The organism is Tateyamaria sp., from assembly GCF_039945315.1.
Classification (GTDB): Bacteria; Pseudomonadota; Alphaproteobacteria; order Rhodobacterales; family Rhodobacteraceae; genus Tateyamaria.
Genome location: NZ_JBDUXB010000033.1, coordinates 20,564 through 47,492, shown reverse-complemented (window position 1 = coordinate 47,492; position 26,929 = coordinate 20,564). Strand labels below are relative to the sequence as shown.

Annotated in this window: 25 protein-coding genes and 1 pseudogene; 19 read left to right on the top strand and 7 right to left on the bottom strand. The window is 56.1% G+C overall.

The genetic code is table 11. The features are described from left to right. The first annotated feature begins 6 nt into the window (after positions 1 to 6). Positions 7 to 1,146, top strand: a complete 1,140-nt coding sequence (locus ABJD00_RS09855) for an alpha-hydroxy acid oxidase (protein WP_348410166.1) — start codon at positions 7 to 9, stop codon at positions 1,144 to 1,146. On the opposite strand, the gene hisH is transcribed toward ABJD00_RS09855, so the two are convergent. Next, positions 1,143 to 1,784 (bottom strand): imidazole glycerol phosphate synthase subunit HisH, encoded by a 642-nt coding sequence (gene hisH, locus ABJD00_RS09850; protein WP_348410158.1) that lies wholly within the window; start codon positions 1,782 to 1,784, stop codon positions 1,143 to 1,145. The two genes, ABJD00_RS09855 and hisH, sit on opposite strands and share 4 nt — an antisense overlap. Next, positions 1,781 to 2,368 (bottom strand): imidazoleglycerol-phosphate dehydratase HisB, encoded by a 588-nt coding sequence (gene hisB / locus ABJD00_RS09845; RefSeq protein ID WP_348410156.1) that lies wholly within the window; start codon positions 2,366 to 2,368, stop codon positions 1,781 to 1,783. Before hisB ends, hisH begins: the two co-directional genes overlap by 4 nt. A 142-nt stretch (positions 2,369 to 2,510) precedes the next feature. On the opposite strand from hisB, the gene ABJD00_RS09840 reads away from it, so the two are divergent. Beyond that, positions 2,511 to 2,750, top strand: a complete 240-nt coding sequence (locus ABJD00_RS09840; protein WP_348410154.1) for an Lrp/AsnC ligand binding domain-containing protein — start codon at positions 2,511 to 2,513, stop codon at positions 2,748 to 2,750. A gap of 2 nt (positions 2,751 to 2,752) precedes the next feature. Here the strand turns inward: ABJD00_RS09840 and ABJD00_RS09835 are convergent, their stop codons facing one another. After that, positions 2,753 to 3,088 (bottom strand): acyl-CoA thioesterase, encoded by a 336-nt coding sequence (locus tag ABJD00_RS09835; protein WP_348410165.1) that lies wholly within the window; start codon positions 3,086 to 3,088, stop codon positions 2,753 to 2,755. 386 nt (positions 3,089 to 3,474) lie between these two features. Between ABJD00_RS09835 and ABJD00_RS09830 the strand changes: the two genes are divergently transcribed. The 9 genes from ABJD00_RS09830 to ABJD00_RS09790 all read left to right on the top strand — a co-directional run bounded on the left by ABJD00_RS09830 (position 3,475) and on the right by ABJD00_RS09790 (position 12,567). After that, complete coding sequence (locus tag ABJD00_RS09830) at positions 3,475 to 5,208, top strand: ABC transporter substrate-binding protein (RefSeq protein WP_348410152.1); 1,734 nt, start codon at positions 3,475 to 3,477, stop codon at positions 5,206 to 5,208. 94 nt (positions 5,209 to 5,302) lie between these two features. Continuing rightward, positions 5,303 to 6,367 carry an ABC transporter ATP-binding protein gene (locus tag ABJD00_RS09825; protein WP_348410150.1) on the top strand — a complete coding sequence of 355 codons (1,065 nt, stop codon included), beginning with the start codon at positions 5,303 to 5,305 and terminating at the stop codon, positions 6,365 to 6,367. Continuing rightward, positions 6,367 to 7,440 carry an ABC transporter ATP-binding protein gene (locus ABJD00_RS09820; protein WP_348410148.1) on the top strand — a complete coding sequence of 358 codons (1,074 nt, stop codon included), beginning with the start codon at positions 6,367 to 6,369 and terminating at the stop codon, positions 7,438 to 7,440. Before ABJD00_RS09825 ends, ABJD00_RS09820 begins: the two co-directional genes overlap by 1 nt. Beyond that, positions 7,437 to 8,300, top strand: coding sequence for a sugar ABC transporter permease (locus tag ABJD00_RS09815; RefSeq protein ID WP_348410146.1), 864 nt, complete (start codon positions 7,437 to 7,439; stop codon positions 8,298 to 8,300). The genes ABJD00_RS09820 and ABJD00_RS09815 overlap by 4 nt, the downstream gene beginning before the upstream one ends. Continuing rightward, positions 8,297 to 9,094 (top strand): carbohydrate ABC transporter permease, encoded by a 798-nt coding sequence (locus ABJD00_RS09810; protein WP_348410144.1) that lies wholly within the window; start codon positions 8,297 to 8,299, stop codon positions 9,092 to 9,094. Before ABJD00_RS09815 ends, ABJD00_RS09810 begins: the two co-directional genes overlap by 4 nt. Next, positions 9,094 to 9,495: a DUF2160 domain-containing protein gene (locus tag ABJD00_RS09805; RefSeq protein WP_348410142.1), complete on the top strand. Its 402-nt coding sequence runs from the start codon at positions 9,094 to 9,096 to the stop codon at positions 9,493 to 9,495. The genes ABJD00_RS09810 and ABJD00_RS09805 overlap by 1 nt, the downstream gene beginning before the upstream one ends. 81 nt (positions 9,496 to 9,576) lie before the next feature. Continuing rightward, complete coding sequence (locus ABJD00_RS09800) at positions 9,577 to 9,969, top strand: BlaI/MecI/CopY family transcriptional regulator (protein WP_108837551.1); 393 nt, start codon at positions 9,577 to 9,579, stop codon at positions 9,967 to 9,969. Beyond that, positions 9,956 to 11,098, top strand: coding sequence for a M56 family metallopeptidase (locus ABJD00_RS09795; protein ID WP_348410140.1), 1,143 nt, complete (start codon positions 9,956 to 9,958; stop codon positions 11,096 to 11,098). Before ABJD00_RS09800 ends, ABJD00_RS09795 begins: the two co-directional genes overlap by 14 nt. A gap of 74 nt (positions 11,099 to 11,172) precedes the next feature. Continuing rightward, positions 11,173 to 12,567 carry an alpha/beta fold hydrolase gene (locus ABJD00_RS09790; RefSeq protein WP_348410138.1) on the top strand — a complete coding sequence of 465 codons (1,395 nt, stop codon included), beginning with the start codon at positions 11,173 to 11,175 and terminating at the stop codon, positions 12,565 to 12,567. Positions 12,568 to 12,679: 112 nt separating this feature from the next. On the opposite strand, the gene ABJD00_RS09785 is transcribed toward ABJD00_RS09790, so the two are convergent. After that, entirely contained in the window at positions 12,680 to 13,768 is a 1,089-nt protein-coding gene (locus ABJD00_RS09785) for a LacI family transcriptional regulator (protein ID WP_348410136.1), read from the bottom strand. Between the two features lie 187 nt (positions 13,769 to 13,955). Between ABJD00_RS09785 and ABJD00_RS09780 the strand changes: the two genes are divergently transcribed. From ABJD00_RS09780 to ABJD00_RS09750, 7 genes are read left to right on the top strand one after another with little or no spacing between them, the layout of a single operon-like run. After that, entirely contained in the window at positions 13,956 to 15,185 is a 1,230-nt protein-coding gene (locus tag ABJD00_RS09780) for an ABC transporter substrate-binding protein (RefSeq protein WP_348410135.1), read from the top strand. Positions 15,186 to 15,245: 60 nt separating this feature from the next. Beyond that, positions 15,246 to 16,157: a sugar ABC transporter permease gene (locus ABJD00_RS09775; protein WP_348410134.1), complete on the top strand. Its 912-nt coding sequence runs from the start codon at positions 15,246 to 15,248 to the stop codon at positions 16,155 to 16,157. Next, entirely contained in the window at positions 16,150 to 17,040 is an 891-nt protein-coding gene (locus ABJD00_RS09770) for a carbohydrate ABC transporter permease (RefSeq protein ID WP_348410133.1), read from the top strand. Before ABJD00_RS09775 ends, ABJD00_RS09770 begins: the two co-directional genes overlap by 8 nt. 3 nt (positions 17,041 to 17,043) lie before the next feature. Continuing rightward, positions 17,044 to 18,117 carry an ABC transporter ATP-binding protein gene (locus ABJD00_RS09765; protein WP_348410132.1) on the top strand — a complete coding sequence of 358 codons (1,074 nt, stop codon included), beginning with the start codon at positions 17,044 to 17,046 and terminating at the stop codon, positions 18,115 to 18,117. Positions 18,118 to 18,123: 6 nt separating this feature from the next. Then, positions 18,124 to 20,526 carry a glycosyl hydrolase 2 galactose-binding domain-containing protein gene (locus ABJD00_RS09760; protein WP_348410131.1) on the top strand — a complete coding sequence of 801 codons (2,403 nt, stop codon included), beginning with the start codon at positions 18,124 to 18,126 and terminating at the stop codon, positions 20,524 to 20,526. After that, positions 20,523 to 21,278: a sugar phosphate isomerase/epimerase gene (locus tag ABJD00_RS09755; protein ID WP_348410130.1), complete on the top strand. Its 756-nt coding sequence runs from the start codon at positions 20,523 to 20,525 to the stop codon at positions 21,276 to 21,278. The genes ABJD00_RS09760 and ABJD00_RS09755 overlap by 4 nt, the downstream gene beginning before the upstream one ends. 11 nt (positions 21,279 to 21,289) lie before the next feature. After that, the gene (locus ABJD00_RS09750; RefSeq protein WP_348410129.1) at positions 21,290 to 22,414 is read left to right on the top strand and encodes a Gfo/Idh/MocA family oxidoreductase; all 1,125 of its coding nucleotides are present in this window, start codon (positions 21,290 to 21,292) and stop codon (positions 22,412 to 22,414) included. A gap of 106 nt (positions 22,415 to 22,520) precedes the next feature. On the opposite strand, the gene ABJD00_RS09745 is transcribed toward ABJD00_RS09750, so the two are convergent. Together ABJD00_RS09745 and ABJD00_RS09740 are read right to left on the bottom strand one after the other, a co-directional pair. Continuing rightward, a complete protein-coding gene (locus tag ABJD00_RS09745; RefSeq protein ID WP_413830481.1) occupies positions 22,521 to 23,684 on the bottom strand; it encodes a tetratricopeptide repeat protein in 1,164 nt (387 codons plus the stop codon). A gap of 219 nt (positions 23,685 to 23,903) precedes the next feature. After that, positions 23,904 to 24,188 (bottom strand): annotated as a pseudogene (locus tag ABJD00_RS09740) (winged helix-turn-helix domain-containing protein); the annotation flags it as partial. Positions 24,189 to 24,386: 198 nt separating this feature from the next. On the opposite strand from ABJD00_RS09740, the gene ABJD00_RS09735 reads away from it, so the two are divergent. Beyond that, positions 24,387 to 24,860 (top strand): SRPBCC family protein, encoded by a 474-nt coding sequence (locus ABJD00_RS09735; protein ID WP_348410127.1) that lies wholly within the window; start codon positions 24,387 to 24,389, stop codon positions 24,858 to 24,860. Between the two features lie 136 nt (positions 24,861 to 24,996). On the opposite strand, the gene ABJD00_RS09730 is transcribed toward ABJD00_RS09735, so the two are convergent. After that, positions 24,997 to 26,886 (bottom strand): SLC13 family permease, encoded by a 1,890-nt coding sequence (locus ABJD00_RS09730; protein ID WP_348410125.1) that lies wholly within the window; start codon positions 26,884 to 26,886, stop codon positions 24,997 to 24,999. Between the last annotated feature and the right edge of the window lie 43 nt (positions 26,887 to 26,929).

The following is a 26,929-nucleotide window of genomic DNA, read 5'->3' as shown; positions in this document are numbered from 1 at the left end:
GCCGAAATGGACCTAAACACGCATTTCCCCGCACTCAGTGACCTGCGCAGCCGTGCCCAAAAACGCATCCCAAAATTCGTATGGGAGTATCTGGACAGCGGAACCGGGGTCGAGGCAACGCGCAGACGCAATCGCGCGGCTTTGGACAAAATCGGACTGATGCCATCGGTTCTGCACGGCGAATTCGAACCCGACCTTGGTGTATCACTTATGGGGGCGGACCTGCCCCTGCCCTTTGGCATCGCGCCAGTCGGCATGTCGGGTCTGATGTGGCCGGATGCAGAACGCCTGTTGGCACGCGCAGCGGCAAAGCTTGGTATTCCTTATACCCTTTCGACTGTGGCCACCCAGTCACCCGAGGATGTCGCGGATGATCTGGGCGCGCATGCCTGGTTTCAAATGTACCCCCCCCGCGACGAGGACATTCGGCGGGATATGCTCGACCGAGCGCACAAAGCGGGATTCAAGACACTTGTCCTTACCGTGGATGTGCCCGTCGCATCGCGCCGTGAACGCCAAACACGTTCAGGGCTGACCAACCCGCCACGCCTAACCCCACGCTTACTGGCTCAGGTCGCGATGCGCCCGGCATGGGCGCTTGGGATGGCCCAGCGCGGCATGCCGCATATGCGGATGCTTGATGCCTACACCACCCCGGCGGCCGAAAATCTGCCGGTTACAGCACATGTGGGATATCTGCTACGCACCTCGCCAGATTGGGACTATGTCAAATGGTTGCGTGACGCATGGGACGGACCTTTCATCGTCAAAGGCATCCTACGAGTCGAGGATGCTACCAAACTAGAGACCCTTGGCGTCGACGCGTTCTGGGTGTCCAATCACGCGGGCCGCCAGTTTGATGGTGCCCCTGCCTCGATCGAAGTGTTGCCTGATATCCGAAGCGCCACGTCACTGCCGATCATTTTTGACAGTGGGGTCGAAGGTGGGCTTGATATCCTGCGCGCCCTCTCTTCAGGAGCAGATTTTGTCATGCTGGGGCGCGGCTGGCACTACGCGCTTGGGGCTCTCGGGGCTGAAGGTCCCGCCCATCTTGCTCATATTCTGCGCGAGGATCTGAAATCCTGTATGGGACAACTGGGCACACGCATGTTGCGTGACCTGCCGGAGACTTTCACGCTGGACTAAGGTGCCCACTTCAGGAAATTCCGGATCATGCGCAAGCCGACATCCTGACTTTTCTCCGGGTGAAACTGCATGCCCAGCATCGTGCCCGTGCCGATCACAGCGGTGACTTCACCACCGTAGTCCACATGTGCCAGCCGCAGTGCCGGATCGGCTACTTCAAACTGATATGAGTGCACAAAATAGGTGTGATCGCCGTTGGCGATGCCGTCAAAAACCGGGTGGTCTTTCTCCAACACCAGATCATTCCAGCCCATGTGCGGCACTTTCATAGAAGGATCGGCAGGAACAATCGGCACTACCTGACCCGCAACCCAATCCAGACCGGGCGTGTCTTCGTATTCGCGCCCCCATGTGGCCATCAACTGCATGCCCACGCAGATGCCCAGAAACGGGCGGCCTTTGACCTCAACCACCTCAACAACGGCGTCATATAGGCCCCCGGTGCCGCGCAAAGCCGCAGCACAAGCCGGAAAGGCCCCGTCACCGGGTAGCACAACGCGGTCTGCACGCGCCACGACATCGGCATCCGAGGTGACAACGACAGTCCCCTCGCCAAGATCGCGGGCCATCCGCTGAAACGCCTTTTCAGCAGAGTGAAGATTACCGCTTTCGTAGTCGATCAGTGCCGTCAGGCTCATAGGCTACCCTTGGTCGAAGGAATGGCGTCTGCCACACGAGCATCAACCTCAAGGGCGATACGCAATGCTCGGGCCACGGCTTTGAATGCAGCCTCAGCAATATGGTGGCTGTTGAGGCCATGCAGCATATCCACATGTAGCGTAATGCCACCATGAGTGCCGAGCGCCTGAAAAAATTCGCGTACGAGTTCTGTGTCAAAGGTGCCGATTTTGGGCGTGGGCAGATCAACGTTCCAGACCAGAAACGGACGGCCCGACAAATCAAGGGCAGCCCGGACCAGCGCATCATCCATGGGCAACAGGCAGGACCCGTAGCGCTGGATACCCTTTTTGTCCCCCACGGCGCGGGAGAGCGCCTGACCAATCGCGATGCCCACATCTTCGACCGTGTGGTGATCATCAATGTGCAGATCGCCCTCGCAGCGAACGGTCATGTCAATCAATGCATGGCGCGCCAACTGATCCAACATGTGGTCAAAGAACCCGACTCCGGTCTGGTTGTCATAGACACCAGTACCGTCAAGGTTCAGCTTAACCGAGATATCTGTCTCTGCCGTGGTGCGGGTCAGGGTGGCGCGGCGCATAAGGGGCCTCTCAAAAAGTCACGTCGCGCTCTCTATAGGCGGGGCGTGCGTCTGCGCCAAGTCCTGCGCGCCCCCCTTGTGCTGGCCAGCCCCGACATGTCACTAAAACGGCACCACTTCATCGCGAAAGGGCCCCTGCCTCATGTCGACTTGCGTCTTTATCCAGATCCGTTGCCGCCCCGGCACCACTTACGACGTGGCTGAAGCCATTGCCTTGCGCGAAATCCATTCCGAACTGTTCTCGACATCAGGGGACTACGACCTGCTGATGAAGCTCTATATTCCGGCCGGCGCAGATGTCGGCAAGTACATCAACGAAAACCTGCTCGACATCGACGGCATCGAACGGTCACTGACCACGATGACATTCAAAGTGTTCTAGGATCAGGTTTCCGGGATCTGGCGGGGATTGCCCTGCTCGTCCAAGGCGACAAAGACAAAATCGGCATCCGTCACCTTGTGCCCTGCATGGGCAAACCGCGCCCGCGCCCACACATCCACATGGATGGGCATCGACGTGCTGCCCACCTTTTTCAACGTCGCATAAAGCGTGACCTCATCTCCGACCTTCACCGGACGCAAGAACTGCATTGCCTCCACAGCCACGGTTGCGCCTCGTCCTTGCGACACACGACCGGCCATGTTTCCAGCCGCAAGGTCCATCTGTGACATGAGCCAGCCACCAAAAATATCACCCGCCGGATTCGTGTCTGCAGGCATGGCGATAGTGCGGATAACCAGAACGCCTTCTTCCTGCTGGCGTCCATGCGAGCCGCGCTCCTTCGCGCGGGCCAAACTATCGCGTTGATCGTTGGTCATCTTCGCCACCTGCACGTTTCATAATATTTTAACAGTACCGCGTGCGCTCGGACATCCGCAAACTGTCGCGAAGTGTAAGGCGCTCTGGCGAAATTTGGCGGTCAGTTTTTAGTGCCTTCAACGATAGTCGAGCGTCGTATGTATCGATGAAACGCAGCACCTCAGTGCTTGCTCCTGCACCTTGCTGTGTCGTCTACTAATAAATTAGTTTGACTCTGTAAATCATCTGCGCGTAGCATCTCGTTGCTGGCAAATGTCAGCTCACATAATCTTTGGGAGGAGATAAGATGCGTAAGTATCTACTCTCCGCGACTGCGGCTGCTGCCGTGATCGCGGGGTCCGGGACTGCTTTTGCCGATGCTGCGGCAGCCCAAAAATGGATTGATCAGGAATTCCAACCCTCAACGCTGTCAAAAGCTGAACAATTGGCCGAGATGGAATGGTTCATTAATGCCGCTGAGCCATACAGCGGTATGGAAATCAACGTGCTGTCGGAAGGCATTCCGACCCACGGTTACGAAAGCGAAGTGCTTACAGAAGCGTTTGAGGAAATCACCGGAATTAAGGTGAACCATCAGATCCTTGGCGAAGGCGAAGTGGTTCAGGCTGTACAAACGCAAATGCAAACGCAGCGGAACCTTTATGATGGGTACGTAAACGACAGCGACCTGATCGGTACGCACTCGCGTTTGCAACTGGCCTACAACCTGACCGAACAAATGGCTGGTGACTGGGCTGCGACCACGTCACCGACGCTTGATCTGGAAGACTTCATGGGAATCCAGTTCACAACGGGTCCGGATGGCAACCTCTATCAGCTGCCAGACCAGCAGTTTGCGAACCTGTACTGGTTCCGCAAAGACTGGTTTGATGATGAAGCCAACAAAGCCGCTTTCAAGGCCAAATACGGTTATGAACTGGGCGTTCCGGTCAACTGGTCCGCCTACGAAGACATCGCTGACTTCTTTTCCAACGATGTGAAAGAAGTCGACGGCGTCGCGATCTACGGCCACATGGACTACGGCAAACGCGCACCTGATTTGGGCTGGCGGATGACGGACGCATGGCTGTCGATGGCCGGTGCTGGGTCTGTAGGAGAGCCAAACGGGATCCCAATCGATGAATGGGGCATCCGCATGGAAGCCGGTTCGTGTAACCCTGCCGGTGCGTCTGTCACCCGTGGTGGTGCTGCGAACGGTCCTGCAGCGGTCTACGCGATCCGTAAGTGGGATGAATGGCTGCGCGCCTATGCACCACCCGGTGCGGCGTCGTTTGACTTCTACCAGTCGCTGCCGGCACTAAGCCAAGGCAACGTGGCCCAGCAGATCTTCTGGTACACCGCCTTTACCGCTGACATGGTCAAGCCGAAGTCCGAAGGCAACAACACCGTGGATGACGATGGCAATCCATTGTGGCGGATGGCGCCCAGCCCACACGGCCCTTACTGGACCGAGGGGCAAAAGGTTGGCTATCAGGACGTTGGATCGTGGACTTTCCTGAAATCCACGCCCTCGGATCGTGCTCAGGCCGCATGGCTCTATGCTCAATTCGTGACGTCCAAGACGGTCGATGTTAAGAAGTCCCATGTGGGTCTGACCTTCATTCGCGACAGCTCGGTCAACCACGAGAGCTTTACCGAGCGGGCACCTAAACTGGGTGGTCTGGTCGAGTTCTACCGCTCGCCTGACCGCGTGGCATGGTCTCCAACCGGCATCAACGTGCCCGATTATCCAAAGCTGGCCCAAATCTGGTGGCAGCAGATCGGTGACGTGAACTCCGGTGCGTTCACACCCCAAGAGGCGATGGATCGTCTGGCAGAAGAAATGGACATCACCATGGCCCGGATGCAGCAAGCTGACGAAGCAGCTGGCGTCTATGGCGGGTGTGGTCCACGTCTGAACGAGGAGAAAGACGCCGAGTTCTGGTTCGCCAATGGCGGTGCCAAGCCCAAACTGGACAACGAAAAGCCGCAGGGCGAGACCGTCAACTACGACGATCTGGTCGCGCGCTGGAGCCAGTAAACACAATTTCGGCCCCTGCTTCTTGTTGGGGGCCGATGCTTTGGCCGAGGCTTTTTCCTGAGCTTCGGCCAAGTTCTACCGGGGTAAGGAAATCATGGTCTTAACGTTGAAAGATGCCACGAAGTCGGTCCGTGGGATCACCCATATCAAGCCGACGACGTTAAAACTGGAACCCGGGCACTTTAACGTGCTGTTGGGCCAAACAGGGTCCGGCAAGACCTCACTGATCAAACTGATGGCCGGTTTGGACCCCTTGGCTTCGGGTCAGATCTTTATGGATGATCAGGACGTCTCAAGGCTTTCTACGCAAAAGCGTAACATCAGCCTCGTCCACCAGTTTTTTGTCAATTATCCGCATATGACGGTCTTTGAAAACATCGCCTCTCCCTTGCGGGTTGCTGGCATGGCCAAATCCGAAATCGAGGGCCGTGTGCAGGAAGCAGCGGACATTCTGCAACTTGCTCCGATGCTCAAACGACGCCCGCAGGAACTAAGCGGCGGCCAGCAACAGCGCTGCGCCCTCGCCCGTGCCATCGCCAAAGAAAGCCGGGCCGTGTTTCTGGACGAACCACTCGCCAATCTTGACTACAAGCTGCGCGAAGAACTGCGCGAACAGTTGCCCGAGCTCTTTGCCGGGCGTGGAGCCGTGGTGGTCTATGCCACATCCGAACCCGAAGAGGCGTTGTTGCTAGGCGGCAAGACGGCATTGATGGATGATGGTATCGTCACACAATTCGGCACAACCGCCGAAATCTACCGCAAGCCGGACAATCTAACGGCGGCACGCGTTTTTTCTGACCCTCCGATCAACGCGGCAAGCATCATCAAGACAGGCCAGAGCGCCCATATGGAAACAGGCGTCAGCTGGACGCTTGAGGGACCGGCGGCTGCCTTGCCAGATGGGCCTTATACCGTTGCAGTGCGCCCCCACCACGTGACACCCGTCTCTGCCTCAGCGCGCGATGTGGTGATGGACGGCACGGTCCTTGTCACTGAGTTGTCAGGATCGGAATCCAGTGCTCATTTTCAGTTGGGTGAAGGCGGTTGGGTATCGCTGGCTCACGGTGTCCATCCTTACGAAATTGGCGAAAGTCACCGCTTTTATATGGATGCCAGTCAGGCGTTCTACTTCGCACCGGACGGGAGGCTCGTGGCCTGATGGCAAAGATCACCCTTTCGAATCTGAAACACTCCTATCTGCCCAACCCCAAGGGTGCCGAAGACTATGCACTCAAGGAAATTGACCTTGATTGGGAAGATGGCGGTGCCTATGCGCTGCTCGGGCCGTCAGGTTGCGGCAAATCCACGTTGCTGAACATCATCTCGGGGCTTTTGACCCCGTCAGAGGGCAAAATCCTGTTTGACGATCGTGACGTCACTGATCTGCCCCCGGACCAACGCAACATCGCTCAGGTGTTCCAGTTTCCGGTGATCTACGACACCATGACAGTGCGCGAAAATCTCGCCTTCCCCTTGCGCAACCGCAAGGTTCCAGAGGGAAGGATCGCCGAACGTGTGGCGGACATCGCCGCGATGCTCGAAGTCCAAGAGATGCTCGATATACGCGCCTTTCACCTGTCACCGGACAACAAACAAAAGATCTCGATGGGGCGCGGACTGGTACGCGACGATGTGAACGTTGTGATGTTTGACGAACCTCTCACCGTCATCGACCCCCATCTCAAGTGGAAGCTGCGTTCAAAGCTCAAGGAGTTGCACCAACGGGTCCGCGCGACAATGATCTATGTAACCCATGATCAGACAGAAGCGCTCACGTTCGCCGATCAGGTTGTCGTGATGCAGGACGGTGAAGTGGTCCAGATCGGCACGCCAGTCGAGTTGTTCGAGCGTCCACAACACACATTTGTCGGCCACTTTATTGGATCACCCGGCATGAACGTGTTGCCGGTCAGCGAAAATGGCGGGCGGGTAACATTCGAAGGCCACTCCGTTGCGCTGGAAGGCCCGGTTAGTGGCCAGGGTGGATCGACCGAACTGGGCATCCGCCCCGAATTTGTATCCATCGCTGATGCAGGACTCGAGGCGCGTGTGAGCAAGGTATCCGATGTCGGTCGACACTCTGTGGTCGAAGCCATGGTGGGCGACACGGCGGTCAAGGCAATCATCGAAGGTGCCGCTCCAGAACAAGGCGCTGCCGTGCATCTCAATTTTGCTCAGGCCCAGACCCGCCTTTATCGTGACGGCTGGATTGCAACGGAGGTTTCGTTATGAAAACCGAAAACCCAAAGGCGTGGTTCTTTGTCCTGCCGGTCCTGCTTCTGGTCGCATTCAATGCGCTTGTCCCGATCATGACGGTCGTCAACTATTCGGTACAGGAGACCTTTGGCAATAACGTGTTCTTCTGGCAAGGCCTTGACTGGTTTGAACAAATCCTCAGGTCCGAACGATTTCACGCAGCCCTTGGGCGACAATTCCTGTTCACGTTTCTTATCCTGATCATTGAAGTCCCCTTGGGGGTCATCATCGCTTTGTCCATGCCGCGCAAGGGGATGTGGGTGCCGGTTTGCCTCGTGCTCATGGCGCTGCCCATGCTGATCCCATGGAACGTGGTCGGGGCCATGTGGAACATCTTTACTCTGCCCAATATCGGTTTGTTGGGATACTTTCTGAACGACGTGCTGGGCATTGCCTATGACATGACACAAGACCCGTTCGCGGCTTGGGTCACGATCATCACAATGGACGTGTGGCACTGGACGTCGCTGGTTGTCCTGCTCAGCTATGCGGGCCTCGTGTCGATCCCGGATGCTTATTATCAGGCGGCCAAGATTGACGGGGCATCCCCTTGGAAAGTGTTCCGCTACATCCAACTGCCCAAGATGAAAACTGTGCTGACAATCGCAATCCTGTTGCGCTTTATGGACAGCTTCAACATCTATACGGAACCCTTTGTTCTGACCGGCGGTGGGCCGGGAAATTCGACCACGCTTTTGTCCATTGATCTCGTGAAAATCGCACTCGGGCAGTTTGATCTCGGACCAGCGGCAGCCATGAGCCTGATCTATTTTGCCATCACGCTGCTGGTCAGCTGGCTGTTCTACACCCTCATGACAAAGGATGACGGACAATGAAAAAACGTTCCCTCATTCCAATACTCTACATCGCGTTTTTGATGCTGCCGATCTATTGGCTCGTGGCGATGTCGTTCAAGACAACAAACGAGATCCTGTCGGGTTTCAGCCTGTTTCCGCAGACGTTCACGCTGGACAACTACAAGGTAATCTTCACTGACCCGAGCTGGTACTGGGGTTACATCAATTCGATTATCTATGTGTCTCTGAACACAGTGATTTCTGTGGCTGTGGCGTTGCCTGCAGCTTACGCATTTTCGCGCTATCGCTTTCTTGGGGACAAGCAACTGTTCTTCTGGTTGCTGACCAACCGCATGGCTCCGGCGGCCGTTTTCGCCCTGCCGTTCTTTCAGCTCTATTCTTCTGTCGGTCTGTTTGACACCCACCTCGCCGTGGCGTTGGCGCACTGTCTTTTCAACATCCCACTGGCTGTGTGGATTTTGGAAGGTTTCATGGGGGGCGTGCCAAAGGAGCTGGATGAAACTGCTTATGTTGACGGGTACTCCTTCCCTCGGTTCTTCGTCACCGTCTTTCTGCCGACCATCAAGGCAGGCGTGGGTGTGGCCGCGTTCTTCTGCTTTATGTTCTCATGGGTTGAACTACTGCTGGCCAAAACGCTGACAGCGGTGCAGGCCAAACCGATCGCTGCCGAGATGACAAAAACGGCGTCTTCGGCGGGTTATGAACTGGGCCTTCTAGCGGCAGCCGGAACGCTGACCATTATTCCCGGCGCCATCGTGATCTACTTTGTGCGCAACTACATCGCTAAGGGCTTTGCCCTGGGGAGGGTGTAATGAAAAAGCTTACCTACCTATGTGGCCTTGTGGCTGCAAACCCTGCCCTCGCACAGGGTTGGGGGAACGTCGCCAAGCAAGAAGAGGAAACCGGCTTTTCATGGACGGACCCGCTTTGGCCTGCGTTCTGGATGGCGTGGACGCCCGCGACCTTTGTTCTGTTTTGCGGGATCTTTGGAGCCATCGCGATCATCGGCATCCTTGAAGGGTTCAAATACCGCGACGGGCTGGAACGCAAAGGCATCCTTGGACTGACCACGACACTGGGTGATCGGTTGTTCATCACGCTGTTGGGGACGGCTTATATTTTTCTCGCGTGGCTGGGGTTTGTTGGCCAACCGCTCTGGTGGCCACTTGGACTCTCAGTAATCTGGGCGATCTTTTGCTTCAGGAAAGTCTGACACTTCGGTAGGACACCTGAAAATGATGACGGTTAATAATGCTTGCGTAATGAGTGTTCGCTCGCACAGGATAGAATGGCGATGAAAAAGAAAAAGAACGAGCTGCTGACCGAAGTTGAACTGGAGTTCATGACTGAGCTTTGGGCACTTGGAGAGGGAACTGTGCGTGACGTGCTGGACAAGCTTCCGCAAGACCGCAACCTCGCCTACACATCGGGGGCAACGATCCTTCGCATCCTTGAGCAAAAGGCATTCGTCACCAGTCGGAAGTCTGGCAAAAGCCATATCTACACGCCGACGCTCGCCAAGGATGCGTATCAGACGCGCTCGCTAAAGAACCTGTCAATGAAACTCTTTGACGACACGCCCGTCTCGCTTGTGGCGCGGCTCGTGAATGATGATGAATTGACTGAAGAAGCATTGGGGCAAATCCGGGCACTCGTGGATCGGAGGTTGAAAAATGATGGTCGGTGAAGCCCTTCTCGATGCCTACATAAATGCCAATATCCTGTTTTGTGTGGCATTTGCTCTATGGTTTCTCATCCGTGGAGCGATGTCCCGGATCGGATTGAAACACGCTTATACAACTCAACTCTGGCTTTTGAACGCGGGCTTTCTCGCCATCATCAGCGCGCCACTTCTCGTGGCCGGGTTTGGCTTTTTGCAAGGGAACGGAGTGGCCAAGGGCGTCAACGTAAACCTGTCTGATATGGTTGTGTCCTATTATCTCAACGGTGGTTTTGAGATGAAGGCATCCGACTTTGAAGGTCTGATCCTGATGCGCGACAAATTCATCATCAGCGTGATGAGCGCCGAGGGAGCCTTTGCCAAAGCCGTTATCGCAATGTTCGTTGTCGGGGTTGGCCTTGGGATGCTCCGTTTGGGCTATTCGATTTATTGCCTGTGGCGCCTTGTAGCGGAAAGCTATGATGTTCGGCGTATCGGACGCATTCGCATCCGAATGTCTGACCGTACGCTCGTGCCCTTCTCAACCCGCGGTTTTCGCAACTACTATGTGGTCATCCCCTCTCACATGCTTGGGCAGCACGACGAACTCAAAGTGTCTATCGCTCACGAGTTTCAACATATCCGTCAATGTGATCTGGAATGGGAGGTGATGCTGGAGGCACTTAAACCCCTGTTCTTCCTCAATCCCGCCTATCATGCGTGGAAAAGTCAGGTTGAGCATCTTCGCGAACTTAGCTGCGACAGTCAGGTAATTTCCAACGGGCGTATCGACGTGCGCGACTATTGCGGGACGCTCTTGGCCGTCTGCCAGCAAACCCTGCGGCGTGATCGCGCGTTCTACATCGCCGTTCCAAAGGTCACACTGGTGACCGCAGATCGAACCTCCATGAAACCGGGCAAGAGCCTTTTGGAACGCAGGATCCTGTCAGTGCTGTCTGGCCGGCGGATTCGCCACAAGCGACTGGTATTCATGACGGCCGCTGTTCCACTTATGGCGGCACTGGTTTTCACTTCCGTTGCAATCCAACGGCCCGGCGACTGGAGCCATGACCGTCTCATGTTATCGACAGTTGTGAACCTCGATCGGCTTGACGAAATCAATCGCCTTTCTGCTTTCGGACGCATCAGAAACTGACTGTTGTTCGCACTGACATACGTCAAGCAAACACTGGCCTTTGGCTTCTAAACTAGCCCGGAAAAGGAATGGTGATGGAACGCCGATTGGCCGTGATACTTGCCACCGACATGGTGGGGTACAGTCGATTGGTGGAGACCGATCAAATCGGCATCATCACGCGCCAAAAGGCGCATCGCAAGGAACTGATCGATCCAGAAATCGAGCGCAATCACGGCAGCATCATAAAGACCACCGGTGACGGGTTGCTTGTCGTATTTCAAAGCGCTGTCGATGCCGTCCGAGCTGCAATCGATACCCAAAAGGGTATGGCGCGGCGCGAGCGCGAGAGTTCAGAAGACGAGCGCATCACCTATCGCATTGGCATTAACGTCGGAGATGTTGTTTTCGACGAAGGGGATGTTTTTGGAGATGCTGTGAATGTCGCGTCACGACTTGAATCCATGTCGGAACCGGGCGGGATATGCATATCAGATGTCATCCATCAATTGGTTCAAGATGGATTGGACGAGCGGTTCAAGAACCTTGGCTCCCAGAAGGTCAAGAACATCACGCGACCTGTTTCGGTTTGGCAGTGGACCCTTGATACAGAGTTCGAGAAAGTCGAAGTTACCGAACCGCCCCGAAATCAAAGGGTGCAATTCTGTGTAGCGCCAGATGGGGTCCAGATCGCCTACGCCCGGGTTGGCGAGGGTCCTGTGCTGTTTAAGGCCCCTAACTGGCTCAATCACATCGAATATGAGTGGCGCAGTGCGGTCTGGGGCCCCTTTCTTGCCCGTTTGGCCAAAAATCATGAACTGGTGCGGTTTGATCAGCGCGGCGGTGGTCTGTCTGATTGGGACGTCAACGACATCTCTGAGGCCGCGATGGTCGCAGATATGACCACGGTGGTAGAAGCAGCAAAACTCGATGACTTCGCCTTGTTCGGGATCTCTCAGGGATGCTCCTTTTCTGTCCGCTATGCCGTCGAACACCCCGAACGCGTGCGTTGTCTCGTATTGCTCGGAGGGTTTTCCAGAGGGGCGCTAAAACGAAAGTCCGATGAACAGGCGAAACTGTTCGAAGCCTCTCAAACGATGATTTCCGAAGGCTGGGGGTCAACCAATCCCATTTATCGCCAGTTTTTTATAACCGGGTTCACCCCGGACGCCACGCCAGAACAGAAAACTGGCTTTGACGAGTTGCAGCGCGTGTCCGTTGGTCCGCAGAACCTTGCCCGGATCAATAGAATGAATGCCCTGGTGGACACTCAAGACCTTGCCCGGCAGTTGCGTGTTCCAACTCTAGTGTTGCACTCTGAGGGCGACAGACGGGTACCGCTGGAAGAAGGGCGCAGACTTGCGGCATTGATTCCCGATGCGCGCTTTGTGGCACTACAGGGGAACAATCACGCCCTGGTGGAAGGAACACCTGCGTTTGAACAGTTTTTCGATGAGGTCAGCGCCTTTTTGAACGAACACAACAGTTGAACAGGACGCTGCCACAGCGGCCACCGTTGCCGGCATTCCATGCGTGCTCCTGCCGCAACCAAGGTTTACCGGCCGCCTCGGCCTAGAGCGCGGTTCTTTTGAATTCATTCACCTAGTTTTGGGTCTTTGCCCGTGGCGCTGCATGCTCGGGTGCGACCTTCCATGCGTTGGCATCGGGATAAACCAGCTTTTGCATTGGCGTTGTCTCGGGATGACTGATCCGGTCCATGACTGCCCGGGCAAGATAGTCGCCAGCTTCGTCGGCGTTTTCTTCAAGAACCAGGATACCAGGTCTGAAACGCCTAAGGAAACTCAGAGCCTCTTTCGCAGCCATGTCGAAATCCCGTTCTAAAACCAGACCCATCTGTTCAAACGTCGAAACCATTGTCACGCATCCGCCAATGCTGGGAGCGATCAGCCCATCCGGACGGTCAGCCTTGCCATACACCGCCCGCATTGCAGCCTCTACGTCTGCCACACTGCTATGCGATGTCGCTCCTTCCAGAACCGACACTGTGACACCATGAGCTTCAGCAGCATCGCGCGCGCCCGCGACCATGTGGATCGCATACATTTGAGTTTGCGGAGGCGCCAGAATGGCGATGCGCGAGCGGCCGCGCGCGACCAAGGCATCCACGGCCAAAGATCCAAACGCTGTGTTGTCATAGTCGAAATAGGCATGCGGCTCCGTCAGTTCCGTCCGGCCGTGGGCCACGAAAGGAAACTTGTGCTCCATGAGGTAGCGTACACGCGGATCATCCGGTTCGGTCTGATTCAAAATCAAACCGTCGGCGGATCCGGTTTCTACGATGTAACGGATCGGCACCATCGGATCTTCGTGTGCGAAATAGGGCGTTATGATCACGTGGTAAGGTGTACCACGCAAAGCGGACGTAATAGCCGCAATCAACTGGCCGGTGTTGTTCATCGCATCATGCTCGGTCGACATCACAACACTGATCACGTTGGTACGCCCAGTCCGCAAACGCACCCCTGCCCTATTAGGCCGATACCCGATCTGCTTTGCGATTTCGCGAACCCGTTCCTTGGTATCCTTGCCGATATCCGGTGCATCAGACAGGGCACGCGATACAGTCGGCACGGCGAGGCCAGAGAGACGCGCAATCGTCTTGAGCGTCGGGCGTTCTCCCGGCTCTAGAACAGCCTGTTTGTCTGATTCCGAGGTCCCGAGCTTCGTCATCTTGGGCGCTTTCCCTTGCAAATACCGAGAACCGAGGCAGCCCTCTATGCGGTGAGTTTCAATAGAATCAAATCGTTACACGTGATCCGATAATTAATTCGAGCCTTGGCATAATTCTAGCTTGATCGCTAAATCTAAAACGTTGTAGCAATTACTATAACGATTTAGAAGTCAGGGAGGACTCAATATGAAAACTTTTGCAAACCTTTTGGGGTCAGCGGCCCTGCTTGGTGCGTCTATGGCGCATGCAGGCGAGCTGGAGGTCACCCATTGGTGGACGTCCGGCGGCGAAGCGGCAGCTGTTGCCGAATTCGCCAAGGCGTTTGACGCCACAGGCAATACTTGGGTAGACGGTGCCATCGCCGGATCAGGCGGTACAGCGCGCCCCATCATTATTTCACGGATTTTGGGCGGCGACCCGATGGGCGCAACCCAGCTGAACCACGGTCGTCAGGCCGAAGAACTGGTCGAAGCCGGTCTGATGCTTGACCTTACCGAACTCGCCGACGCCGAAGGATGGCGCGACATCGTGCAGCCAACTTCGCTGCTGGATAGCTGCACCCTCGACGGCAAAATCTATTGCGTGCCGGTTAACATCCACTCGTGGCAGTGGATCTGGCTGAGCCACAAGGCCTATGCGGATGCAGGCGTAGATGTACCTACTAATTGGGACGAATTCGTCGCCGCCGCCCCCGCGTTGGAAGCGGCAGGCAAGATCCCTCTCGCCATGGGTCAGCAGCCTTGGCAGTCGAATGGCGCGTTTGGCGTGATGGCGATTGCGATCGCCGGGATTGATGCGTGGTCCAAGGTCACCATCGATAAGGATGCTGAAGCCGCTGCAGGCCCTGAATACGCAAAAGTGTTCCAGGCTGCCGCTGACGCGCGCGCGTTTTCGGCTAACTCGAAGGTTCAGGATTGGAACCAGGCCACCAACATGGTCATCACCGGTCAGGCTGGCGGTCAGATTATGGGTGACTGGGCGCAAGGCGAATTCCAAATCGCTGAGCAAGTCGCAGGTGTCGATTACACCTGTCTCCCCGGTCTGGGCGTAAACGAGATCATCTCGACAGGTGGGGACGCATTCTATTTCCCCAAAAACGACGATCCTGCTGTCACCGAAGCCCAGCTGAAACTGGCCTCGGTCATGCTCAGCAAAGAAGTTCAGGTCGCATTTAACCTCAAAAAGGGTTCGCTGCCTGTGCGAGGTGACATCGACCTCGCTGCCGCGAATGACTGCATGCAAAAGGGTCTGGAGATCCTTGCATCCGGCGCAATCCTGCCAGACGGCAACCAGACACTGTCCCCTGACACCCAAGGGCAGATCGAAGACCTGATGGTCGAGTTCTGGAACGATCCGTCCTACTCGGCAGCTGATGCTCAGGCCGCTTATGCCGCGATCATCGCAGACGCTGACTAAAGCGTTCTAAAGCCACCAGCCCCGGTTTGACACCGGGGTTGGACCTTCGGGGGAAATCTCATGTCAGCTCCGTCTAAGACAGACAGCGCCAAGCGGCCTGTCCGCCTGCTGCGCAACCTCAACGCCAAGATTGCATCCATTCCCATGGTCGCTACGGCGCTGGTTGTGTTCATCGGCTGCACAACGTGGACGGTTGTTCATTCGTTCACCAGTTCCAAACTGCTACCAAAGCTAGATTTCGTCGGTTGGGAGCAGTACGACCGCCTTTGGGGTACTCGCCGTTGGCTGGTCTCCATCGAAAACCTTGCATGGTACGGCGTGTGTTCCATGGTTCTGACGCTGTTGATCGGCTTCACCCTCGCCGCATTGCTCGACCGCAAGGTGAGGTTTGAGAATACATTCCGCACCATCCTCCTTTACCCGTTTGCCCTGTCCTTCATCGTTACCGGTCTGGTCTGGCAATGGATCCTGAATCCCGACTTTGGCGTCCAGCAAGTGGTGCGCGATTGGGGATGGGAAAGCTTTACTTTTGACCCACTCTACAACCCCGACATCGTCATTTTCGGCATCCTGATCGCAGGCATCTGGCAAGGGTCTGGCCTGATCATGGTCATCATGCTGGCCGGTCTGCGCGGCATTGACGAAGATATCTGGAAAGCGGCCCGCGTTGACGGCATCCCCACGTGGAAGACCTATGTGGTCGTGATCATCCCAATGATGCGACCGGTGTTTGTCACCGCTCTCGTCCTGATCGCGTCCGGTATCGTCAAAGTTTATGACCTTGTGGTGGCCCAGACCTCAGGTGGCCCCGGCATCGCGTCCGAAGTGCCTGCCAAATACGTCTATGACAAAATGTTTGCATCTCAAAACCTCGCTCAGGGTTTTGCCGCCTCAACAATGATGCTGGTTAGTGTGATCATAATTCTGATCCCATGGGCCTACCTCGAATTCGGAGGCAAAAAACGTGGATAATGCAATAACCCCGCGCGGCCCCAAACCCCGCCGTCGCCTGTCCCGCGCCAACATCATGCTCTATGGCACGCTGATTGTGGTCGCCATGTATTACGCGCTGCCCCTCTATGTGATGATCGTGACTTCGCTCAAGGGGATGCCAGAAATCCGGCTGGGCAATGTGTTCTCGCCGCCCGCAGAAATCACCTTTCAGCCGTGGGTCAAGGCATGGTCAGAGGCCTGCACCGGCATCAACTGCGATGGGCTAAGCCGGGGCTTCTGGAACTCGGTTCAGATCCTGATCCCGTCCGTCTTCCTGTCCATCGTCATCGCTTCGATCAACGGCTACGCGCTCGCCAACTGGCGGTTCAAAGGGGCGGATGTATTTTTCACCATCCTGATCCTTGGCGCGTTCATTCCTTATCAGGTCATGCTGTATCCGATTGTGATTATCCTGCGTGAAATGGGCCTTTATGGCTCGCTTTGGGGCCTTGTCCTTGTGCATACCGTGTTCGGAATGCCGATCCTGACGCTGCTGTTCCGGAACTACTTTACCGCGATACCTGAGGAGCTTTTCAAGGCGGCCCGCGTCGATGGTGCGGGGTTCTGGGGCATCTATTTCCGCATCATGTTGCCGATGTCCCTGCCGATTTTTGTGGTGGCGATGATCCTGCAAGTCACTGGTATCTGGAATGATTTCCTGTTTGGCGTGATCTACACCCGGCCCGAAATCTATCCGATGACGGTGCAACTCAACAACATCGTAAATTCGGTGCAAGGCGTTAAGGAATACAACGTCAACATGGCCGCGACGCTTCTGACCGGACTTGTTCCTCTCATCATCTACTTCGCTTCCGGAAAACTGTTTGTCCGGGGCATCGCTGCTGGCGCTGTGAAAGGCTGATCCATGACATCCGTACTTGTCAAAGACCTGACCCTGAAATTCGGCGCGGTAACCGTGCTCGACAATCTGAACATCGACATTCCGGAGGGCGAGTTTCTAGTCTTGCTCGGTGCCTCAGGGTGTGGAAAATCCACGCTGCTCAACTGCATCGCCGGGCTGCTTGACCCCACTGATGGTGAAATCCACATCAACGATCGAAACGTGACATGGGAAGAACCGTCGGGCCGAGGCATCGGCATGGTGTTCCAGTCTTACGCGCTCTACCCGCAGATGACCGTCGAGGGGAACCTTTCTTTTGGCCTCAAGAACGCACGTATGCCCAAGGCGGAGATCAAAGAACGCGTGGACCGCGCCGCCGAAATTCTGCAAATCGAACCACTGTTACACCGCAAGCCTGCCGCCCTCTCCGGCGGGCAGCGCCAGCGCGTCGCCATCGGGCGCGCGCTGGTGCGCGATGTGGATGTGTTCCTGTTCGACGAACCACTGTCGAACCTCGACGCCAAGTTGCGCGCCGACCTGCGGGTCGAAATCAAACGCCTACACCACAACCTGCAGAACACGATGATCTATGTGACCCACGATCAGGTTGAGGCAATGACCCTCGCCGACCGCATCGCGATAATGAAAGGCGGCATCATCCAGCAGCTTGATTCACCAACAGAAATCTACAACCGGCCCCGCAACAAGTACGTCGCTGGCTTTATTGGCAGTCCCGAAATCAACTTTTTCGAGGGCCGGATCGAAAATGGGGTCTTTGTTACCACAGGGGAACGCTTTTCTCTGACAGGGTATGAATTTCAGACCAAAAGTTACGACGGACCTGCATGGCTGGGCATTCGGCCCGAGCATATCGTGTCAGGCGAAGCGGCAGAGGATTTGCCCGTCTCTGCCAGTGTGACAGTCGACATTGTGGAGCCCATGGGATCGGACACCCTGGCCTGGGCCACCCTGGCAGGCGTCCCACTACGCATCCGTATGGATGGACAGGCGGCCGTATCCTCCGGCGACCAAATCCAGATCGGATTTGATCCATCGCGCGCCTCGCTCTTTGACAAGACGAGCGAGGAGAGGGTCTGAAGTCAGATGTTGGACCTGTCCGGACTTTGGGATTTGTCGGATGATACCGGGCAATACACAGCCCCGATGTCACTGCCCGGCGATGGCATCAGCGCGTTGCGCGATGCCGGCGTTATCCCCGATCCCTACTGGCGGCAAAACGAATATGATCTGCGCTGGATCGCCGAACGTGACTGGGTTCTGACGCGGACATTTCACGTGTCCAGAACAGACATGGTTCTTGTCCTGTCCATGCTGGATACCGTCGTCGATGTGACCCTGAACGGTCAAACCATTTTGCAGGCCGACAACATGTTTCGCACCCATCGCGTGGATGTGTCAGATGCATTGCAGGTTGGTAACAACCTGATCACGCTGCATTTTCGCTCGGCTCCTGATGCGGCCAAATCCCTGGCCGACGCACAGCCTTACTTTGTGCCATTTCAGGCAGACAACTGTCCGATCCCAAACGGAAATATGCTGCGCAAACCGGAATGCGATTTTGGCTGGGACTGGAACATGGCGCTGGCGCCATTTGGGCTTTATGGCGATGTCCGTCTTGAACCGCTCGGCCCCCGAATTGCAGACGTGATTGTCGCTCAGAACCACGACCCACAGGGCGTCACGGTTACGATCGATGTGCACACCGAAGGTCACCCGGACGGAGAATCTCTGCTCGCCTCACTGTGCGGGGTCGAAGTGCAAGGAAAGATCGAATTCGAAACCGCACGTCTGCACTTGCGTATCGACGCGCCCGATCTGTGGTGGCCAACCGGGCTCGGCAAACAAGCACTACAAGACCTTTCCATCACCGTGGGCGAAAGCCAAACAACCCGCCGCATCGGGCTGCGTGACATTCGGCTTGTGAACGAACCAGACGATGCTGGAACTGGATTTGCCATTCATGTCAACGGACATCCGGTCTTTATGAAGGGGGCCAATTGGATCCCCGCCGATGCCCTCGCCGGGGCGATCACACCCGACATGTGCCGCGACCTGCTGCAATCGGCGGTCGATGCCAACATGAACATGATCCGCGTCTGGGGCGGCGGACGGTACGAACCGGACTGGTTCTATGACCTGTGCGACGAATTGGGCTTGTTGGTCTGGCACGACTTCATGTTCGCCTGCCACCTTTACCCTGCAACAGAAGCATTCCTGACCGAAGTCGACGGCGAAGTGCGCGAGCAAGTTGCCCGGCTTAATCACCACGCCTGCATTGCCCTGTGGTGCGGCGACAATGAACTGGTCGGCGCACTGAATTGGTATGAGGAAAGCCGCAAAGACCGCGACCGGTACCTCGTTGCCTATGACCGCTTGAACCGCACAATAGAAACAGCGCTGAAAGACACCGCACCGATGGCGATTTGGTGGCCCTCCAGCCCGTCAGCAGGACCGCTGAACTTTGGTGACGCATGGCATGACGACGGATCCGGAGACATGCATTTCTGGTCCGTCTGGCACGAAGGGCGCGACTTTGACCATTACCGCGACGTCTCACCCCGCTTTTGCTCTGAATTCGGGTTTCAATCCTACCCGTCGATGGATGTAATCCGCCGCTTTACCGAACCATCGGACCGCAACATCGCCTCACCGGTGATGGAAAGCCATCAGAAAAATGCCGGTGGCAATGCACGGATCACGGAAACGATGTTCCGCTATTTCCGCTTTCCCGAGGGGTTCGAGAACTTCGTCTATCTCAGTCAGGTCCAACAGGCGCTCGCTATCAAAACGGCTGTCACACACTGGCGCAGCCTAAAACCGCACTGCATGGGAACGCTGTATTGGCAGTTGAACGACACTTGGCCGGTCTGTTCTTGGTCCAGCCTTGATCATGGCGGGGGGTGGAAGCTGTTGCATCATGCGGCCCGCCGTTTTTATGCGCCCGTGATCGTGACCGCAGTGCCCTCATCAGACGGCATCACGTTGCGAGTGGTGAATGACCAAATTGATGCCGCAGCGGTCAAGATCGACGCATTTGCGATCCCACCCGAAGGCGCTGCGCGCGCATTGGGTACAGCGACCATTGAAGCGCCCGCCGATCAGGCGGTCGATGGTCTTGTCATCCCAACAGGCGCTGTACAGTCAGACGAAATCATAACATTCGATTGGAACGTCGGTGGGAACCGGCACAGCGATCACTTTGCGCCACGCCCCTACAAGTCCTACCCCTTGGCCGACGCCGGCATCGTTATCGACACGAAAGAAAACGCGGATCACGTCATGCTGACGCTCACCTCGGAGCGTCTGGCGCTTTTTGTTGCGCTGGAGCCAAATCGCGCCGGCCGCCTGAGCGACAATGGATTTCACCTCGTTCCAGGGCGCTCAGTCTCTGTCCGGTTTGACCCCGAGACGCCCGGTTCCACCCCAGATTTCACACTCAGAGACCTTTATTCCGCCACTCACGCACCTGAAAGGGCCCACATATGACCGACCTGTCCTACCAGCTCTACAGCTCCCGCTTAAATCCACCGCTCGGAGACACGCTCAAAATGCTGTCCGAAATTGGATACACGCATGTGGAAGGCTACGGCGCGCTCGTCGCTGACAGCGATGCCATGGACGCTCTGGAACAGGGTCTACGGGCCACTGGCCTGACTATGCCCACCTGCCATGTGGGGCTGGACATGTGCGAAGGCGACGCGGATGCAGTCATCGCCATCGCACAGCGTTTCGGGATCGAGACAATTGTGATCCCTTTCATCATGCCGGCAGACCGCCCCACGGACGCAGACGGGTGGCGCAGTTTTGGCAGGCGGTTGGCCTCCGTCGCCGAGACATTGAGAAAGGCGGGGCTGAAACTGGCCTACCACAACCATGACTTCGAGTTCGCCGCGTTGCCGGACGGGACGCTGCCCATCGACCTGATCCTTGCTGAGGCCTCTTCCGTCCTATTCGAATACGATGTGGCATGGGCCGTGCGCGCCGAAGCCGATCCTTTTGCACCCATTGAACGTTACGGGTCACGCATTGAGATCGCACATCTCAAGGACATCGCTCCCGCCGGAGAAGCCCTGGACGAAGACGGTTGGGCAGACATGGGCCACGGCACCATGGATTGGGCGGGCTTGATGGCCGCGCTCAAAGCGGCAGGAACCCGCTATTTCGTCGCCGAACACGACAAACCCAACGACCACCACCGATTTGCGCAACGCGCTTTTAAATCGGCTCAAACACTGTAAAGGAGGCGCCCATGCTCGGTATTGGGATTATCGGTTGCGGCAATATTTCGACTGCATATCTTCGGCTTGCGCCGCTGTTCAAGGGGCTCGAAGTGCGTGCGGTCGCCGATCTTAACCTCGACACTGCGCGGGCACAGGCATCAGCGTTTGATGTGCGCGCTCACAGCGTTGAAGAACTGTTGGCAGCAGACGACATCGACATCGTTGTGAACCTCACGATACCTGACGCACATTTCGAGGTTACACGCGCCATTCTGCAAGCGGGTAAGCACGCTTATTCAGAAAAACCAATCGTGCTCACTCAGGAACAGGGCGAAGCACTGCGCGCGCTGGCGGCCGAGAAAGGGCTGCGCGTCGGATCAGCCCCCGACACCTTCCTTGGGGGCGCGCATCAGGCCGCCCGCGCAGCAATCGATGCCGGGCAGATCGGTGATGTTGTGGCCGGTACGGCCCATGTCATGAACCACGGGATGGAGCATTGGCACCCAAACCCCGACTTCTTCTTTCTGCCGGGTGCCGGGCCAATGCTCGACATTGGACCATACTACGTCACCAACCTGATACAGTTGCTCGGGCCCGTTGCCCGGGTTGCGGCGCTGACATCTACACCTACTACAACCCGCGAGATCTTGTCCCAACCCCGGCGCGGAGAGGTTATACCCGTCAAGACGCCAACCAACATTCACGCGTTGCTCGACTTCGAAAGTGGTGCGACGATCACCCTGTCGACGTCCTGGGATGTCTGGGCGCATCGGCACGGGCATATGGAGCTTTACGGTTCCAAAGGAACGATGTTCCTGCCCGACCCAAACTGGTTCTCCGGTGAAGTCGAAGTCGTTGATGCGACCGGCAACAGCACCATGCTCGACACGGACACACACCCGTTCGGCATCCCCAATCAGGACAACCACGGCACGGCAAAAGCCAATTACCGAACTGCAGGACTGGCCGATATGGCCGCAGCCATGCAAGACGACAGGCCACATCGCTGCGCTCTTGAGTTGGCGTTGCATGCGGTTGACGTGATGACGGCGGTGCTCGATGCGGGTGAGAAAGGGGAAGTGATAAAACTGTCCAGCACATGTCAACGCCCTGAACCGTTGACCGTGGACGCGGCACGAGCATTGCTCAAGTGAAAGGCGACCCGGCGTTCCTGAATGTGAAAGTGATCTGCGCCAAACGGTTCAAGATATCCCACACTTCCAAACAGGTGCGTTCCGGGTGCCCATCTCGGGCGCGTAACTAGTCTGGCAAACCTGCTTGACGCAGATCGCTCAATACGCGCTCGATATCCGTTTTGTTCGAATATTTGCCCTCATAGTTATGAAGAACATCGTCGAGCGAGTATTCCGGATCAAACGCCAAGAGCTGTTCGACGGCGGCGTTGGCTTCTTTCTCCGCGCCTCGGCAAACTTGAATGATCGCCAACACACGATAGGCCATCGGAGGAATGTCAGACATCGCATTCATCGTGTTCAGGGCGTCGTCGCAGTTACGGGTATGCCATTGGACCCAAGCCAAATTCCATTTGATCCAATCCTGATGAAGCGGATCAAGCCTTATGACCCTTAGCATGAGATCTTCGGCTTCTTCAGGCTGGCCGCCATAGGTCAACGCCTCGGCGAGCGAGGCCATGGCGTTGGTATCATTGGGATTGAGTTCAAGCGCCTGCTGATACCGCGCAACGGCCTTGTCCATCTGCCCTTCTTGGATGTGAAGGTAGGCCATCGCCGAATGGCTGTCGTAGTAGTCAGGTGCCAGTTCGACGGCTTTACGCGCATAGTCTCTTGCCGCATTCAGTTCCGCAACGGGCTCCCTGTCGGTCCAGCCCCAACGGTACTTGTTGATGTGAACAAAGGTCAGGCCGACATAGCCAAAAGGCTGTGTGGGGTCGGCTTCTACCGCCGCAAGATTGGCCTGCCGCGCTTTTTCATTTCCCTCCGGCGTGAAATCAAACAGATGCTGACGCGCCTTCAGGTTCAGCAGCAAAGCGGTGAGTTTGGTCTCATCTGATTGGATTGCTTCCTGGCCTTCAGAGTTGATGACTTTTTGCGCGACGGTTGAGACGACCTTGCGCACAATGTCGTCCTGAACTGCAAAAACATCCCCGAGATCGCTATTGTAGACTTGCGACCACAAATTGTCGCCCTCAACCGCGTCGACAAGCTGGATTCTCACGCGCAGCCGGTCACCACTTTTTTGCTGGCTTCCTTCGAGCAAATAGCGGACGCCAAGGCTCTCCGAGATTTCGCTAACTTTGGTCGGCGACCCACGAAAGCTAAAGCTGGAGTTTCTCGCGATGACAAAAAGTTCCGGAAACCGGGATAGATCGGCAATTATCCCTTCCGCAATCGCGTCACTGAGGTACCCCGCCTCCTCACCTACACTTTGATCTTCAAAGGCCATAACGGCAATGGATGGTTGGGGCGGCAGGTTTAGGCGTTCAGCAAGAACGATGCCATCCTCACCCCGATTTGCCGTAGCCCAAAACACGCCAATTCCTATGAAAGCCAAGACCACTAAAGCGATCACCAAAGATCCCATTTTTGTGCGTTCTTGGGCGACCTCGGCCTTAGGCGCGTCAGCGGTCACACTTGAGCGCGCTGATCCATTCAGGCGGTATCCTTTTTTGGGTCGGGTTTGGACGATCTTGTGATCCGTATCATTCAGGGCGCGCCTGATATCCGCGATGCACTGCGTCAGGCTGTCATCGGTGACAAACTTCTTGTCCCAGACGTTTTCGAAAATCGCGTCCTTCGAAATTGTCTCGCCCAACCGCCCCGCAAGGTACGCAAGAACCTCCGAACTTTGGCTGCGCAAATGAACAACATTACCCGCCGCATCGGTCAGCTCCCTTGTATCTAGAGAAAAGTTGAAGTCGCCCAACAGAACGGTCTGGGGCGATTTCATATCTTTTTCAGGTGTTGATCCGGACATTTCAGATGCCTCCGAGGCTTACTGACTGTGCGAAGGATCGCTCCGGCTGGCAAGAACAATTCGCAGCCCCTTTGACGTACCTGTGTGCCTCTTAGTTGGCAGTCACCGGAGCGCGTTATTCGCAAAAAAGGCACGTCGTGCACATGCGACATCAACCCCAAAGGACTGAACATGAACTTCATTGCAAAAACCGCAGCCACAGCTCTCATCACACTTTGCGCCACCGCCGCGCTGTCTGAAGACTATCAAATCAGCCGCACAATTGAGCTTTCTGCACCGGCTGAAGACGTATGGAGCCTAATCGGAGATTTCTGCGACATCGACGACTGGCACCCAAGCGTGTCAGCCTGCTCGCTCAAAGTCAGTGACGGCGCGCTTGTCCGTGTCGTTACCTCAAAAGACGGCGACGAAGCCGTGCACAAGCGTATCGCGAAAGAAGCCGGGATATCATACACGTATAAAACCGCGCGCTCGTCCCTGCCGATTGAGAACTTCACTGCCACCCTGTCAATTGAGCCCTTCGAAAAGCCCTTGATCATGTGGTCGGCCCAATTCTCGTCCGAGGACCCGGCGACCGAGCAGATCATTGCCGAAGAAATCGAAACGGGATTGTCTGCGATCAAAGTGTATTTCAGCAAACTTTGATATCCATAATTGTTGCAAGGCAAGGGCCACGCGAGCCAAATATGGTTTCGTTCGCGTGGCAGGTCCGACGACAGGTTTTCGAATGCATCCGCCTTTTTTGTCGCCTCTGTTCAACCGCGAAACGCTCGTATCCGTACTAAATGAAGAGCGTCAGCCCGACCATAGAGACGATCAGGAACAAGACAGTCATGATCCCACCAGAGCGGAGGAAATCCACAACCCGGTAGCCTGCAGGTCCCATGATCAGCGCATTAACCTGATGCGTTGGGATCAGGAACGAGTTTGAGGTGGAAATCGCGACCGTCAACGCAAAGACCGCCGGGTCCCCGCCCGCTGAAATCGCTATGGAGATCGCCAATGGCACCAACAGAACGGTCGCTCCGACATTCGACATCACGAGCGTAAAGATCGTCGCCAAAACGGCCAGACCCGCTTGCAGCGACCAAAGTGGCCAACCGGCCAACAAAGACAAAATTTGCTCTGCGATCCATGCCGCGGTGCCTGTGTTCTGTACCGCCATTCCCACTGGGATCAGCGAAGCCAAAAGAAAAACCGTGCTCCAACTGACGGCCTCGTAAGCTTCATCTATCGACAGGACGCGCGACAAGATCATCCCGACAGCACCGGCCAGCAAAGCCAGTGACAAGAGCAGGTCGGTAAACAATATCAGACACAGCGTCATTAAAAAGAAGCCAAGCGCCCAGTTCACTTTGTGCGGGCGCAATTCCTCCTGCGGAAAATCCGACGTCACAACGACAAAATCCTGATCAGATTTGAGCCGGGTAAGCCGCTCCCATTGGACGTGGACAACGAGGGTATCGCCCGCCTGCAGCGGCACGACGCCAATATGAGTGGCAACGTGATCTTCGGTTTCCACGTGGCTCATCGTCTCTTCGCCGCGATGAATACAGAGAATTGACAGCCCATGCGTTTGGCGCAGGCGCAGTTCCATCGGTGACTGGCCTATCACAGACGAACCAGGTGGGATCACAACCTCGGCCACGCCAGACTCCGTCGCCGCAAAGTCATCGGCGAAAACGTCCAACTCAGGTAGAATTTCCAAACCATAGGGCTCAGAAAATTCGTCATGCAACACCCGCCGCAGGCCCAAAACGGCCAGACGCGCTGGCGCCTCAATTTCAGTATCAGCCATGGGCGCAATGACTTTGTGGCCTCTGTAAGAGGTGCCCAGAATGTAGAGATGGTGCGCAACCATTATGTCAGCCAGTTTCTGACCAATCAAAAGTGAGCCTTCAGGTACACGCACCTCGAACATGTCTGCGCGGAGACCATAGGTGTTTTCAACATAGTTCTGCATTGACCGTGCAGCACCAGCATCCGCGCCCCGCCCCCGTTGGCCGGGCAGAATCCAACGGCCCAGAAGCACAAAGTAAAGAACGCCAGTCAGGACAAGCATCAGCCCGATTGGGGTGACCGAAAACAGGCCAAACGGCTGCATCTGCTGGTCGGCTGGCAATGTTCGGTTCGCAGACGTCAGAAGATCATTCAGCAAGATCAAAGGCGAAGAGCCAACCATCGTGATCGTCCCGCCGAGGATCGCACAAAACCCCATAGGCATCGCCAAACGGCTCATTGGAATTTCCGTTCGCGCTGATATTCGGCTGATGACAGGCAGGAAAAGCGCGGCGGCTCCGACGTTCTGCATGAAAGAGCTGATAACTCCCACGGTGCCCGAAACGATTGGGATAATTCGCGCTTCGTTCGTGCCGCCTCGTTTCAATATCAACGTTGCAACTTTGGACATCAGGCCCGTCTTATCCAGCCCTGCCCCGATGATCATCACAGCGATAATTGAAATGACTGCGTTTGAAGAGAACCCGGAAAAAAGCTCGGCACGGTTAGAAAGGCTTTCTAGTCCCGGTAGCGTGCTGAGCCCCCCCAAGATCACCATCACAAGGATCGCCGCCAAATCGATGCGGATGATCTCGGAAACAAATAGGAATACCGTAAATGCCAGCAGTCCCAAGACCACCATCATCTCGAACGTCAGAACTGTCGCTTCCATCTCGTCTCCCTAAATAGAAGCTTAGCGGCGGTTTCCCTCGGCG

Bases quoted from the DNA above. Each gene is read 5' to 3' on its own strand.
- ABJD00_RS09785 (WP_348410136.1), bottom strand. From the start codon at position 13,768: ATGACGAAGCTCGGGACCTCGGAATCAGACAAACAGGCTGTTCTAGAG.
- ABJD00_RS09760 (WP_348410131.1), top strand. From the start codon at position 18,124: ATGTTGGACCTGTCCGGACTTTGGGATTTGTCGGATGATACCGGGCAA.
- ABJD00_RS09830 (WP_348410152.1), top strand. From the start codon at position 3,475: ATGCGTAAGTATCTACTCTCCGCGACTGCGGCTGCTGCCGTGATCGCG.
- ABJD00_RS09745 (WP_413830481.1), bottom strand. From the start codon at position 23,684: ATGGCCTTTGAAGATCAAAGTGTAGGTGAGGAGGCGGGGTACCTCAGT.
- ABJD00_RS09755 (WP_348410130.1), top strand. From the start codon at position 20,523: ATGACCGACCTGTCCTACCAGCTCTACAGCTCCCGCTTAAATCCACCG.
- ABJD00_RS09835 (WP_348410165.1), bottom strand. From the start codon at position 3,088: ATGCCTGCAGACACGAATCCGGCGGGTGATATTTTTGGTGGCTGGCTC.
- ABJD00_RS09825 (WP_348410150.1), top strand. From the start codon at position 5,303: ATGGTCTTAACGTTGAAAGATGCCACGAAGTCGGTCCGTGGGATCACC.
- ABJD00_RS09750 (WP_348410129.1), top strand. From the start codon at position 21,290: ATGCTCGGTATTGGGATTATCGGTTGCGGCAATATTTCGACTGCATAT.
- ABJD00_RS09815 (WP_348410146.1), top strand. From the start codon at position 7,437: ATGAAAACCGAAAACCCAAAGGCGTGGTTCTTTGTCCTGCCGGTCCTG.
- ABJD00_RS09775 (WP_348410134.1), top strand. From the start codon at position 15,246: ATGTCAGCTCCGTCTAAGACAGACAGCGCCAAGCGGCCTGTCCGCCTG.
- hisB (WP_348410156.1), bottom strand. From the start codon at position 2,368: ATGCGCCGCGCCACCCTGACCCGCACCACGGCAGAGACAGATATCTCG.
- ABJD00_RS09795 (WP_348410140.1), top strand. From the start codon at position 9,956: ATGATGGTCGGTGAAGCCCTTCTCGATGCCTACATAAATGCCAATATC.
- hisH (WP_348410158.1), bottom strand. From the start codon at position 1,784: ATGAGCCTGACGGCACTGATCGACTACGAAAGCGGTAATCTTCACTCT.
- ABJD00_RS09810 (WP_348410144.1), top strand. From the start codon at position 8,297: ATGAAAAAACGTTCCCTCATTCCAATACTCTACATCGCGTTTTTGATG.
- ABJD00_RS09730 (WP_348410125.1), bottom strand. From the start codon at position 26,886: ATGGAAGCGACAGTTCTGACGTTCGAGATGATGGTGGTCTTGGGACTG.
- ABJD00_RS09735 (WP_348410127.1), top strand. From the start codon at position 24,387: ATGAACTTCATTGCAAAAACCGCAGCCACAGCTCTCATCACACTTTGC.
- ABJD00_RS09765 (WP_348410132.1), top strand. From the start codon at position 17,044: ATGACATCCGTACTTGTCAAAGACCTGACCCTGAAATTCGGCGCGGTA.
- ABJD00_RS09790 (WP_348410138.1), top strand. From the start codon at position 11,173: ATGGAACGCCGATTGGCCGTGATACTTGCCACCGACATGGTGGGGTAC.
- ABJD00_RS09805 (WP_348410142.1), top strand. From the start codon at position 9,094: ATGAAAAAGCTTACCTACCTATGTGGCCTTGTGGCTGCAAACCCTGCC.
- ABJD00_RS09780 (WP_348410135.1), top strand. From the start codon at position 13,956: ATGAAAACTTTTGCAAACCTTTTGGGGTCAGCGGCCCTGCTTGGTGCG.
- ABJD00_RS09820 (WP_348410148.1), top strand. From the start codon at position 6,367: ATGGCAAAGATCACCCTTTCGAATCTGAAACACTCCTATCTGCCCAAC.
- ABJD00_RS09840 (WP_348410154.1), top strand. From the start codon at position 2,511: ATGTCGACTTGCGTCTTTATCCAGATCCGTTGCCGCCCCGGCACCACT.
- ABJD00_RS09800 (WP_108837551.1), top strand. From the start codon at position 9,577: ATGAAAAAGAAAAAGAACGAGCTGCTGACCGAAGTTGAACTGGAGTTC.
- ABJD00_RS09855 (WP_348410166.1), top strand. From the start codon at position 7: ATGGACCTAAACACGCATTTCCCCGCACTCAGTGACCTGCGCAGCCGT.